The organism is Brevundimonas sp. (assembly GCF_036402095.1).
Taxonomy (GTDB): Bacteria; Pseudomonadota; Alphaproteobacteria; order Caulobacterales; family Caulobacteraceae; genus Brevundimonas.
Genome location: NZ_DASWTO010000017.1, coordinates 18,221 through 30,511, shown reverse-complemented (window position 1 = coordinate 30,511; position 12,291 = coordinate 18,221). Strand labels below are relative to the sequence as shown.

General features: G+C 69.4%; 9 protein-coding genes and 1 pseudogene. 3 read left to right on the top strand and 7 right to left on the bottom strand.

The features are described 5' to 3' along the window. Positions 1 to 33 precede the first annotated feature (33 nt). The 5 genes and pseudogenes from VGD32_RS01285 to VGD32_RS01265 form a co-directional block, all read right to left on the bottom strand. Complete coding sequence (locus tag VGD32_RS01285) at positions 34 to 660, bottom strand: M23 family metallopeptidase (RefSeq protein ID WP_331030092.1); 627 nt, start codon at positions 658 to 660, stop codon at positions 34 to 36. Between the two features lie 267 nt (positions 661 to 927). Next, positions 928 to 2,757 carry an autotransporter domain-containing protein gene (locus VGD32_RS01280; RefSeq protein WP_331030091.1) on the bottom strand — a complete coding sequence of 610 codons (1,830 nt, stop codon included), beginning with the start codon at positions 2,755 to 2,757 and terminating at the stop codon, positions 928 to 930. Between the two features lie 89 nt (positions 2,758 to 2,846). Further along, complete coding sequence (serA, locus tag VGD32_RS01275; protein ID WP_331030123.1) at positions 2,847 to 4,076, bottom strand: phosphoglycerate dehydrogenase; 1,230 nt, start codon at positions 4,074 to 4,076, stop codon at positions 2,847 to 2,849. Between the two features lie 135 nt (positions 4,077 to 4,211). Further along, positions 4,212 to 4,730: pseudogene (locus tag VGD32_RS01270) on the bottom strand (HAD family hydrolase); the annotation flags it as partial. Positions 4,731 to 5,160: 430 nt separating this feature from the next. Then, positions 5,161 to 6,567, bottom strand: a complete 1,407-nt coding sequence (locus tag VGD32_RS01265) for an SDR family oxidoreductase (protein ID WP_331030090.1) — start codon at positions 6,565 to 6,567, stop codon at positions 5,161 to 5,163. A 150-nt stretch (positions 6,568 to 6,717) separates the two neighbouring features. Between VGD32_RS01265 and VGD32_RS01260 the strand changes: the two genes are divergently transcribed. The 3 genes from VGD32_RS01260 (at position 6,718) to VGD32_RS01250 (ending at position 10,790) form a co-directional block, all read left to right on the top strand. Further along, positions 6,718 to 7,644, top strand: a complete 927-nt coding sequence (locus VGD32_RS01260) for an Hsp33 family molecular chaperone (RefSeq protein WP_331030089.1) — start codon at positions 6,718 to 6,720, stop codon at positions 7,642 to 7,644. A 237-nt stretch (positions 7,645 to 7,881) separates the two neighbouring features. Next, positions 7,882 to 9,456, top strand: coding sequence for a type II secretion system protein GspD (locus VGD32_RS01255; RefSeq protein ID WP_331030088.1), 1,575 nt, complete (start codon positions 7,882 to 7,884; stop codon positions 9,454 to 9,456). 215 nt (positions 9,457 to 9,671) lie between these two features. Next, the gene (locus VGD32_RS01250; protein WP_331030087.1) at positions 9,672 to 10,790 is read left to right on the top strand and encodes a S8 family serine peptidase; all 1,119 of its coding nucleotides are present in this window, start codon (positions 9,672 to 9,674) and stop codon (positions 10,788 to 10,790) included. 72 nt (positions 10,791 to 10,862) lie between these two features. On the opposite strand, the gene phoB is transcribed toward VGD32_RS01250, so the two are convergent. Then, positions 10,863 to 11,552 (bottom strand): phosphate regulon transcriptional regulator PhoB, encoded by a 690-nt coding sequence (gene phoB, locus VGD32_RS01245; protein WP_331030086.1) that lies wholly within the window; start codon positions 11,550 to 11,552, stop codon positions 10,863 to 10,865. 16 nt (positions 11,553 to 11,568) lie between these two features. Beyond that, positions 11,569 to 12,291 (bottom strand): phosphate signaling complex protein PhoU, encoded by a 723-nt coding sequence (gene phoU / locus VGD32_RS01240; protein WP_331030085.1) that lies wholly within the window; start codon positions 12,289 to 12,291, stop codon positions 11,569 to 11,571.

The window sequence follows — 12,291 nt, the reverse complement described above, 5'->3', positions numbered from 1 at the left end:
AGGGGTGAACAAACCGTGGGCGTACGGCGCAGCCTAGACGGCGGCGGGGTCGACGACGATCTCGAACGCCTGTCCGAGCACCGAGGTCGGGTTGACCTGGGCCTGGTCGCGGCGGACCTCGAAATGCAGGTGCGGTCCGGTCGAGCGGCCGGTCGAGCCGACCAGGCCAATCTGCTCGTCCGCGGCCACGCGATCGCCGCGGGCGACATCGATCCGGCTGAGGTGGGCGTAGAGCGTGCTCATGCCATTGGGGTGGCGGACCTCGATGAAACGGCCGTAGCCGTCGGCGTCATAGCCGGTGCGCAGCACCTCGCCCTCGCAGGCCACGAAGACGCTCGTGCCTTGCGGCGCGGCCATGTCGACGCCCTTGTGCTGGCGCGCCCGGGCCTCTCCGGCGAGACGGCGCAGACCGAAGGCCGAGTTGATGGCGTAGCCGCGCAACGGCGCGACGAAGGCGATCAGCCGGGTGATCGCCCCGGCCGGCTGGGCGACGGCGGTCACCGGCGGCGCCTCGGGCACGGCCAGTTCGGCTTCGGCGGGAGCATAATAGGGCTCCGGGGCGGGGGCGAAGGCCATGGCGAGCACGGCGACCGAGGCCAGCGCGGCGGCCTGGCCGGAATGGAAAAGGAACGACCGGGCGGTCGGCAACAGGCGTCGCATGGGCGGCGTCAGCTCCGTCTTGGCGGCTCAAATTGAGCAGTGAAGGCGCCGACGGGCCGCCACCAGGCGACGCTCTCGGCCGGCGACCGGGAGGACGGCTGTTCTAGGGGCCGGGCTGGGCGACTTTGGGGCCGAAAAGGTTCCCCCGGGGTGACAGGAGGTCGCAGCGGAGCGGTAAAAAAGCGCGCAAAATCAACGAAATCGAACGCGCACGAAAAAGGCGCGCCGCCCGAAAGCGACGCGCCCGATCCGGAAAGCCGGCGGTCGCTACTGGAGCGGCAGGCTGAAGGTGATGGCCCCGACGTGGCTGGTCGCCTCGTCGCCGAAGCGCCCGCGGTAGCCGATGGTCACCTTGCCGGGACCGACGTCGGCCTCGAGCCCGGCCGAGGCGATCATCGAGCCGCCGAAAGGCGCTTCGACGTCCCGTTCGAGGATCTGGGCCGGGTTGCCGGCGATGCCGACCCGGACCGCGTCGCTGCTCTCGCCGAAGCTGTCGCGATAGCCGCCCTCGATCCAGAAATGCATCCCGTCGCCGCCGCCCTCAGCCCGCAACGCCACCTCGCCGCTCGCCTCCTGCACCGTCCGGTTCTCGTACTGGTACTGGGCCGCGATGCCCTGTTCGACGTAGCCGTTGACGTCGGTCGAGACGAAGTTGACCGCGACTCGGGGCGACAGGGCGATGCCGCCCATGTCGAACCAGGTCCCGGCCTGCAGCCGCGCGCCCACGCTGCCGCCGTCGGTTTCGCCGCTGTGAACGACCGGCGCGAGGGAGGTGAGGCGGGTGATTTCATCATAGTGGTCGATCGAGCCGCCGACGGTCGCATTGACGAACATGTCGCCCGCCCGCCAGCCGGCGTAGATGTCGAGGGCATAGGTCTCGACATCGAAATTCATCGGTCCGGCCTCGACGTCGGCGGTGCGGAAGGTTCCCGCCAGGCCGAAGCGCATGGTGTCGGAGATGACGTGGTCCAGACCCAGACGACCGCCCCAGCCGGTGGCCTCGGCGGCGGCCACGACGCCGCGGGTGTCGGTCTCGACACTGTCGTACAGGGCGCCGAAGGTCATGCGGGTGCCCGCTTCCCACGACCCGCGCGCCGAAAGGCCCTCGCTGGCGAGGTCGAGCAGGTCCTCGCGCTGGCGGAAGCCGGTCTCGGCCTGGACCGCCGACTGGGCGCCGAGGTCGCCGTAGTAGAGATAGTCGTTGGCCAGGGCCGCGATCAGCTGGTGGCCCGCGGCCGTCGGGTGGACGCTGTCCCAGTACAGGTAGCTGTCGGGATCGGCGCAGACCGTCACGCCGTTGAAGCAGGCGTTGCTGGCGTTGGTCAGGCCGAAGGCGCCCGGATTGCCGGCCAGGGTGTCGCTGATCTTGTACAGGTCCATCAGGATGATGTTGCTGTTCGGATTGTTCGCGGCGACCGTGAACAGGCCCGCGGAGAGGGCCGAGTTGAAGGTCGTGCCCGAAAAGTCCGCGAGCGCCGAGCCGCTGGCGCCGACGCTGCCGGGCGAGAACTGCGGCGTGAGCCCCAGCCGGGGCAGGTTGGTGACGAGGATCGTGCCGGCGCCGGCCGAGGCCACGCTGTTGACGATGAAATTGATGTCGGCGGCGGCGCCGGTGGCCGCGGCCTGCATGGTCGATTGCGCCGTCAGCGGGTTGGCCGCGGCGATCGGGAAGGCCTGGAAGAGGTTGTTGGCCCCGCCGAGGACGCTGACCAGGTCATTGGCCCCGAAGGTTCCGCCGCCGGCCGTGTAGGCCAGCAGCTGGTTGCGCATGCCGGGAGGGCTGGCCGCGTTGTCGGTGCGGGCGCCGCCGAAGGCGTAGTTGACGCTGCCGGTGACCGGGGCGCCGGCGGTGAAGCGGCCGGCGTTGAAGCCGAGCAGTTCCGTGAACACCGGCCCGTTCGAGAAGCGGCCCTGGTAGTAGGGCGGGGAGAGGGGCGTGGTTCCGCCGGTGACGGCGTACAGGTTGCCGTTGTCGCTCAGGCTGTCGCCGAAGACGACCAGACGGCCGTAGGTCTGGGCGTTGGCGGCGGACGCGAACGCGCCGACGGCGGCGACGGCCAGCGCGGCGGCGGCCGCGTTGCGCAGGAAACGAGACATCGATGATCCTCCCTCGGTCGTCATCATGCGACCGTTGCGGGCACTCTGCGCCGGATTTTCGCGCGTGCAAGATGCCGTCGGGGAAGCTTTCAGTGCAGCATGCGGAAGCGCAGCGTCCCGGCCACACTCCGCAGCGCCTTGAGGGCCGCCGGATCGTAGTCGCGATCGACGTCGGTGATGACGTAGCCGGTGCGTTCGTCGGTCTTCAGGTGCTGGCCGAGGATGTTCAGCCCCGCCGCCGCGAGCGTGCGGTTCAGCTCGGCCAGCACGCCGGGCTGGTTGCGGTGGATGTGCAGGATGCGGTGGGCCCCGGACACCTCGGCGAGCTGCACGTTCGGCAGGTTGACACAGAAGGTGGTGTCGCCCCGGTTCAGATAGCCCAGCAGCCGCTCGGCCGCGAACTCGGCGATGGCCTCCTGCGCCTCCTCGGTGGAGCCGCCGATGTGCGGGGTGAGGATGACGTTCCTCAGGCCGCGCAGGGGACTGTCGAAGGGCTCGGCGTTGCTCGCCGGCTCGTCGGGGAAGACATCCAGCGCCGCGCCGCCGATCCGGCCGGAGCCCAGCGCCTGGGCGAGGGCCCCGACATCGACGACGTGACCGCGCGACAGGTTGAGCAGCAGGGCGCCGGTCTTCATCCGCGCCAGTTCGGCGGCGCCGATGAGGGCGGTGTTGTCGCGGCGTCCGTCGACATGCAGGCTGACCACGTCGCTCTCGGCCAGCAGGGCCTCCAGCGACGGCATCCGGCGCGCGTTGCCCAGCGCCAGCCGTTCGGACAGGTCGTGGAAGATCACCCGCATGCCCAGCGCCTCGGCCAGCACCGACAGCTGGGAGCCGATGGCGCCATAGCCGACGACGCCCAGGGTCTTGCCGCGCAGTTCCCGCGACCCGGCCGCGGACTTGTTCCATTCGCCGCGGTGCATGGCCGCCGACTTGTCGGTGACGTCGCGCAGCAGGGCGATGGTCAGGCCGACCGCCAGCTCCACCACGGAGCGGGTGTTTGACCAGGGGGCGTTGAACACCGCCACGCCGCGTTCGGCGGCGGCGTCGAGGTCGATCTGGTTGACGCCGATGCAGAAGGCGGCCACGGCCATCAGCCTGTCGGCGGCGTCGAGAACGCGGGCGCTGACCTGGGTCTTGGAGCGGACGCCCAGCACGTGCACGCCCTTGATGCGCTCGATCAGGGCGTCCTCGCCCAAGGCGCCCGTCACGGTCTCGACCTGGTAGCCCGCGCTCTCCAGCCGCTCGACCGCGGCGGGGTGCACGGCCTCCAGCAGCAGAATCCGCATCCGGCTGCGCGGATAGGACCAGCGGCCGGCCAGGCCTTCCAGATGCAGCAGTTCGTCGATCGAGCGGACCTCGGCGTCCGCGGCGGCCACCGCCCGCTCCCGGCGCACGATCTCGGTGAAGGCGTAGAAGCGGTCGGCCACGCCGGCCTGCTTCACCTCGGCGTCGGTCCAGCCGTCGCCGACCATGACGACCGGGCGGGGCAGGAGGAGGGCTTTCAGCGCCCCGGCCTTGCCGAACGGGGCGAGCAGGGGGCTGTCGGCGACGCCGGCGACCCGCTCGCCGTCGTAGACGAGGTCATTGGCGATGACCCGCCCGGGCGGAACGCCGAGGCTCCCGGCGACACCCGCTATGACCTCGCGGAAGCCGCCGGAGACGATGACCAGCCGGTCGGCGTTGTCGCGGAAGAAGGTCCGGTTCCGCTCCACGGATGGGGTCAGGCGGCGGACGGCCTCCTCCGCCAGTTGGTCGATATGGCCGCGGGTGAGGGGCAGCAGGGCGAGGCGCTGCGTCAGGGCCTCGGCGAACGGGAGGTCGCCGGCCATGGCGAGATCCGTCAGCCGTTCGATTTCAAGCTGGACGGCGGCGGCGTCGGGCCGGCCCTCAAGGGCGATCTCGGCGAGGCGCTCCAGCGTCTCGAAGTCGACGAGCGTGGAGTCGAAATCGAAAACCCAGATCGCGTCAGCCATGGCCGGGAGCTTGGCTCACCTTCGCACGTGCAGCAACGGCCGTATTCCGCCCGGGTGAAATCCGGAAAAAAGGGTGGGGCGCCGTCGGCAGTGTCGGCAGGGTCGGCGGGAATCCACGGGGGCGGAGTCGGCAGAGTCGGCATCGACGCGCCTGTGGCGGTGCGGCGGGGATGCGGTTGTCAAAGACCCGGCGCCTGCCGGAGCGACAGGACGAGCGCATTATGCGCCCGCTCTCCGCCCACGCGGGAAGATTGGCTCGAGAAAAGACGATGTGTCTGGAAAGGCGGAGGATTGTCGGCGCAATCCGACTATAGATCCGGGAATTGCGAGCCGGGCGACCGGGCTTCTGCGGGCCGCGGGTTTCATCACCGATACGAAGACGGCCCTGCGGCCGACCTGCGCCTGCGCCGCAGACCCTTCCGTCCGACGGTCAGAAGCGTCCGAGGCTGCGCAGCCGGCTGTCCGGCCGCCGGGCGTCGAGCGCCGCCGCACCCACCGCGGCCGCGATGGTGGCCAGGGCGAGAATCGCGCCGCCTTCCCGGGCGTGTTCGCGGGCGTAGGTCCCGGCTTCGGACGCGTAGTGACGGGCGCGTTTGCCGTGCTTCTTCAGCGCCTTGCGCGAGGAATGGCGGGTGTCGTGAAGAAAGCGCCGCGAGCGGTGGCCGGCCTCGTCGCCAAACTCGGCGGCGCGTTCGCCGGCTTCGCTGACGCCGCGGCGGACCGTCTCGGCCAGATCGTCGATGCGGGTGCGCAGGCCGGAGGTGTCGACCCACCGGCCGGGGTGGAAGCGGCCGCGCAGGCTTTCCAGCCGCGTCGGGCCGGTGCGCTGGTTCAGCAGCAGGGTGGCCAGACCGACGCCCGCGAGGATGGCGACGACGCCGGCGGTGATGCCGGGGTGCTTGCGAACCTCGGCGAGGGCGGAGAACTGTCGGACCATGGGATAGTAGACCTCTTCGTCGAGACCGTCCTCGGTCGGGTCGTAGAGCCCGTCCTCGTCCGGCTGCCACGCGGAACGCCTGTCCCGCATCAGGCTAGGAGCGAACCGGGCGAAAAGAGGTTCCGCCAGGCCGGGCAGGGCGGAATAGAAACTGGCGATCAGCCGGCTGCCGCCGCCGACGGTGATCTCGCGGATCGGATGCTCGGCGCAGTACAGGATTGTGTCGGCCACCACATGGGTCGCATAGACCGGCTGCGGGTTCTGCATGGCCTGGCCGGTCAGGTTGCGCGCATGGCGGTTGTAGGGCGTGTCGATGGCGCCCGGCTTGACCAGGCTGACGGTGATCGGCGCCTGCTCGCGCATCAGCTCCATACGCAGGGCGTTGGTGAAGCCCTTCACCGCGTGTTTCGAGGCTGAGTAGACGCCCTGGACCGGGATCGGCGCGTCGGACAGGATCGAGCCGACGTTGATGATGGCGCCGCCGTCGGGGCGCTCGCGCAGATGCTCGGCGGCCACCAGCGAGCCGTTGACCACGCCCCAGTAGTTGGTCTCGAACAGCCGCCGCTGGTCCTCGAGCGTGGTCTCGCGGATGGCCCCGAAGATCGATATGCCGGCGTTGTTGACCCAGGTGTCGAAGCCGCCGAACAGGCGCCGACACTTGTCCGCCGCCTCGGCCAGCGCGTCGTAGTCGGCCACGTCGGCGACCGCCCAGGCCGCCCGCGCGCCGGTGGCCTGAAGCTCCTCGGTCAGCTGCTTGAGGTCGTTTTCGCCACGCGCGATCAGGAAGACGCAGGCCCCCGCCCGCGCCGCCCGCCGCGCCACCGCCAGGCCGATGCCCGAGGTCGCGCCGGTGACCACGATGGCTTGCTGTTTCAGGGGCTTGAGCGTCGCTTTGGTCATGAAACCGCCGGCTGGATAGCGTCTGGAAGGGCCTTGAGGAACGGGGCCGCGACCCCGCCGGTTCCTGCTCTAGCACGCCGCTCTTACCAATCACGATACGGGCGCCTATCTTGCGGCGCTTCCACACAATCACCCCTTTCGAGGATCGCCGTGACCGATCACGCGCCCGCGCCCTCCGGCGCTCCACTGGCCGACAATCTCGCCGCCGCCTTCCAGATCGAGGGCTGGCCGGTGCGCGGCCGGCTGGTCCGGCTGGGCGAGACGATCGACGCCATACTGTCGGCCCACGCCTATCCCGAGCCGGTCGCGGCCCTGCTCGGCGAGGCCTGCGCCCTGGCGGCCCTGATCGGGTCCAGCCTGAAGTTCGAGGGCCGGCTGATCGTGCAGGCCCAGGGCGACGGTCCGGTCCGCTATGTCGTCGCCGACTACGACACCCAGGGCCATCTTCGCGGCTATTGCCGTTTCGACGAGGCAGAGGTCGCCGCCGTTTCGCAGGGCTTCTCGCGGCCGGGGGCCAGGACCCTGCTGGGTGAAGGCCTGTTCGTGATGACGCTGGACCGGGGTCCCGACTTCGAGCGCACCCAGGGCATCACCCCGATCGAGGGCGAGAGCCTGTCGCTGGCCGCCGAACACTATTTCCAGCAGTCGGAACAGATCCCGACCAAGGTCCGGCTGGCGGTCGGGGCCGTGACCACGGACGCGGGCACGGTCTGGCGCGCCGGCGGGGCCCTGATCCAGCTGATCGCCGGCGACGCCGCCCGCGGCTCGACCGAGGAGGCGTGGGACCGGTCGCGCGCCCTGTTCCAGACCCTGGGCGACGACGAACTGATCGATCCGACCGTCTCGCCAGAGACCCTGCTGTTCCGCCTGTTCCACGAGGATGGCGTGCGGCTGGAGGACGCCCGCGCGCTTCAGGCCGTGTGCCGCTGTTCGAAGGACCGCATCGGCACGGTGCTGGCCTCGTTCAGCCCGGAAGAGCGGGCGGAGATGGTCGAGGACGACGGCCTGATCCGGGTGACCTGCGAATACTGCGCCACGGTGTACGAGCTGGAGCCCGAGGACGTCGGAGAGGGGTGAGCGGCGGGCCGCCCGCGACCGCGGGCCCCGCCCGGCGCGAGACGCTCGGTGGAAGAATAGAATTGCGATGTATCTGCTACCGGACAGTCTAAACAGTCATGGTTACAGCGAAGCCGGTGCGCCGGCACACCTCGCCCAATAGCCAAGCTTCACTGTTGCATCGCACTACAATCGAGGGGTTGATTTCGATCCTGCGTGCCCTAGGCTGCTTTTCCGAGGCGTGGGTAAAGGGTCGTTTTGCAAGCGTATAGTTCGGTATTTCTGCGCTGGGCCGCCAGTGTGTTCATGGTGGTCAGCGTGCTCTTCGGCGCCGGCCAGGCCTCGGCTCAGGCGCCGTCGGTGCTCGAGGAAATGACGCTGGTCACGCAGGACGCCGACCAGGCCGCCTTCCTGCTGCGCTTCTCGCCGGCCGAGCCGCAGTCCGCGGCGGTGAACACCAACCCGCGACGGCCCGAACTGCTGCTGCGTTCGACCCTGCGGGCGCCGCGCGTGGCCCTTCCCCGACTCCCGAACGGCCTTGTGCGACAGGTCAATTTCGACACCGCGGACGGCGATCTGCGCGTCGGGTTCAACACCTCGGAGCCGTCGCGCATCAAGATCGAACCGGCCGGAGACCGGGGCATCCAGGTCACGCTGACGACGATCAGCGAGGACGAGGTCACGGGGGCCCGCCCCTTGGGCTCGACCGGCGAACCGGTGGTGCCCGCGACGGACCTTCCGGCCTATGCCCAGGGCGCCCCGGCGGGCGGCGACGTCTTCGGCGATGCGTCGGAGCTCGTGCCGTTGCGGTACGCCGATGTCAGCGAAGTGATCGGCCTGCTCATCGAGGGCCAGACGATCCAGCCCAACAACGTCTTCATCCGCCGGGAGCCTGGCTTCGGATCCGTCGGGTCGAACACGCAGCAGAATTTCAACAACGGCGGCGATCAGGCGCAGCGCGACGCCGTGCCGCTGGGCGAGTCCTTTCCGGGTCAGGGCCTGGCCATCGACCGGCGCCTCAACGCCATCTGGATCACCGGAACGCCGGAGCGGATCGCCCGCGTGAAGGAGCAGATCGCGCTGATCGACATCCCGGTGGACTCGGTGATCCTCGAGACCCAGTTCGTCGAACTGACCGAACAGGGCGTGCGCAATCTGGGCATCGATCTGAACAACCCGGCGGGTCAGATCGCGGTTGGAACCCTGCAGACCGGGTCCAACCTCCCGTTCGGGCTCGATCCCGAGATGACGCTGCCCTCGGGCGCCTTGCAGGCCAGCATCTACGCGCAGGTGCAACTCGGCGAGGGGCGGATCGTCTCGCGCCCCCGCATCGCCGCGCAAAGCGGAGCGACGGCCAAGATCATCACCGGCGACGCCCTGCCGATCCTGACGTCTATCGCCCTGTCCGGCGTCAACGCCGTGTCGCAGCAGGTCCAGTATGTGAATGTCGGGGTGACCCTGCAGATCGCGCCGCGGGTCAGCTCCGACGGCTTTGTGACGTCGCAAATCTACTGCGTGGTCTCGTCGGTGACGGGATTCTCGCAGGGCTATCCGACCATCAGCCAGCGCGAAGCCGAAACCTCGGCCTCCGTCCGGGACGGCGAGACCTTCGTCATCGGCGGTCTGACGCAGGAGAATACGCTCACCACCACCTCCAGGGTGCCCCTGCTCGGCGACGTTCCGGTGCTGGGGAATCTGTTCCGTGTCGACCGCTCGACCCGGTCGAAGACCGAGCTCTACATCATCATCACCCCGCGCATCGTTCGGCACCGCCGATTTGAAGCCCAGCCCGACGCGCGCCTCCTGACCAGTGAGACGCCGGCGACGCAGTAGTCCGAGTTCAATAGATCTGTCCCACTCTACTCAGACGCGCGAAGCGTATTGCTTCGTCGTGTATCGGCTCGCCGTAAGTATACTGCAAATCGGCGGATAATATTCTTATTGTGGCGCGAACTTTTCGTCGACAAGGCGAAAAGTTGTTCATAGCATCATCCCAGTTGTGACCGGCGAGCTTGACCGTATTCACAACGTTAGAGGGAGTTGATGTGTTGAAACTTACAGTTCTAGGTATTGCGAGTGTTTCACTGCTGGCCCTGGCCGTTCCGGCCCAGGCCCAGGTTGCCGGGGATGTGGTTCCGGGCAGCTACGTCTGCGTCTTCAAGAAGGGCACGGTGTCTCGCGGGAACGCCCAGGCGGAAGCCAACCGGGCGGCCCAGGCCGGCGGTGGCCGGGTGAAGCACGTCTACAGCGTGGCCATCCAGGGCTTCGCGGCCGATCTGCCGCCGCAGGCGCTCGAGCGCGTCACGGCGTCCAACCCCAACATCGCCTATTGCGAGCAGGACCGCGTATTCTCGATTCCGCCGGTCAGGGCCGAAGCCCGTCCGGGCGGCGGCGGCGGCGTTCAGCCGGCCCAGGAGACCCCGTGGGGCATCGCGCGCGTCAACGGCGGCGCCGCCGGCACGTTCGCCACGGCGTGGGTGATCGACTCGGGCGTCGACCTCGACCACCCGGATCTGCGGGTCGACGTGGCGCGCAGCCGCAGCTTCCTCTCCAACGACAGCTCGCCGGACGACCTGAACGGCCACGGCACCCATGTCGCGGGGACCATCGCCGCGCTGGACAACACCATCGGCGTGATCGGGGTCGCCCCGGGAGCCCCGGTGGTTTCGGTCCGCGTGCTGGATCGGCGCGGCAGCGGCACCACCTCGGGCGTCATCGCCGGCGTCGACTACGTGGCCCAGTACGGCCGCGCCGGCGACGTCGCCAACATGAGCCTGGGCGGCGGCGTCAGCCAGGCGCTGGACTCCGCGGTCGTCTCGGCCGCCTCGGGCGGGGTTCGCTTCGCCCTCGCGGCCGGCAACGAGAGCGACAACGCCAACAACCACTCGCCCGCCCGGGCGAACGGTCCGAACGTCTACACCGTCTCGGCCTTCGCGGTCGGCGACCGGTGGGCGTCGTACTCGAACTTCGGCAATCCGCCGATCGACTACGCGGAGCCGGGCTCGTCGATCAAATCGACCTGGAAGGACGCGGGGTACAACACCATCAGCGGCACCTCGATGGCCACGCCCCACCTCGCCGGCCTGCTGCTGGCCGGGGCGGTCCGCAACGGCGGCGCGGTCGCCGGGGACCCGGACGGCAACGCCGATCCGATCGGCGTCAGATAGGCGCCGTCCGACGCGTTGAACCCACAGAAGGGGCGGCCGCCCGGCCGCCCCTTCGCCATGCCGGCCGGCGGCCTAGCCGCCCAGATCCAGCGAATAGCCCGCCGAGCGGACGGTGCGGATCGGGTTGACGGTGCCCTCGAGGTTCAGGGCCTTGCGCAGGCGGCCGACGTGGACGTCGACCGTGCGGGCCTCGACATAGACGTCCGAGCCCCAGACGGCGTCCAGCAGCTGTTCACGGCTGAAGACGCGGCCGGGGTGCTGCATCAGATGGTCCAGCAGGCGGAATTCGGTGGGGCCGAGGTGGATTTCCTGACCGGCCCGGCGGACGCGGTGGGCCACCCGGTCGATGACGATGTCGCCGTGGTTCAGCCGGTCGTCGGCCAGCCCCGGACGGATGCGGCGCAGGACGGCGCGGATGCGGGCGTTCAGCTCGACCATCGAGAAGGGCTTGGTCATATAGTCGTCGGCGCCGGTGTCGAGGCCGCGCACGCGGTCCGTTTCCTCGGCGCGGGCGGTGACCATGATGATCGGCAGGTTGCGGGTCTCGGCCTTGCCGCGGATGCGCCGGCAGACCTCGATGCCGGAGAGTTTCGGCAGCATCCAGTCCAGCAGCACCAGGTCGGGCATCCGCTCCTCGATCTGCAGCATGCCCTCCTCGCCGTCGGAGGCGACGACGACGCGGTAGCCTTCCTTCTCGAGATTGTACTGGACGAGGGTCGCCAGGGCGTCCTCGTCTTCCATCACCAGAACATAGGGTTGCACGGCGGTTCTCCGGAAATCAGGCGGACGGCGGCGGTTCCGAGGTGTCTTCGGCGACGTCGGGATGCCAGCGCGGGCGTTCGCCGGTGAACTCCTGGCCGGTGACCTCGTAATAGATGGTCTCGGCGATGTTGGTGGCGTGGTCGCCGATCCGCTCGAGGTTCTTGGCCATGAACAGCAGGTGGGTGCAGGCGCCGATCGTGCGCGGATCGCCCATCATGTAGGTCAGCAGCTCGCGGAACAGGGCGTTGTAGTGCTCGTCGACCTCGTCGTCGGTGTTCCAGACGGCGACCGCGCGGTCGATCTCGCCGGCGGCGTAGGCGTCGAGCACGTCGCGCAGACGGGTGGAGACGAGCTTGCCCATCCGCTCGATCGAGCGGGTCAGCGGCTGCATCGGCTCGCCCTCGGCCAGGACCAGGCCGCGCTTGGCGATGTTCTTGCCCAGATCGCCGGTGCGTTCGAGGTCGGTGGCCAGTTTCATGGCCGCGAGGGTGCGGCGCAGATCGGAGGCGACCGGCTGGCGCAGGGCGATCAGGCGGATGGCCTTCTTCTCGATCTCGCGGTGCAGGGCGTCCAGCTTGTGGTCGCGCTCGATCACGGCGCGGCCGAGGGCCACGTCGCGGCGGGCGACGGATTCGATGGCGTCGGCGACCTGGGCCTCGGCGAGGCCGCCCATACGGGCCACCTCGGCGGTCAGTTGGTCCAGTTCGTCGCCATAGGCTTTGACGATGTGCTCGGTCAT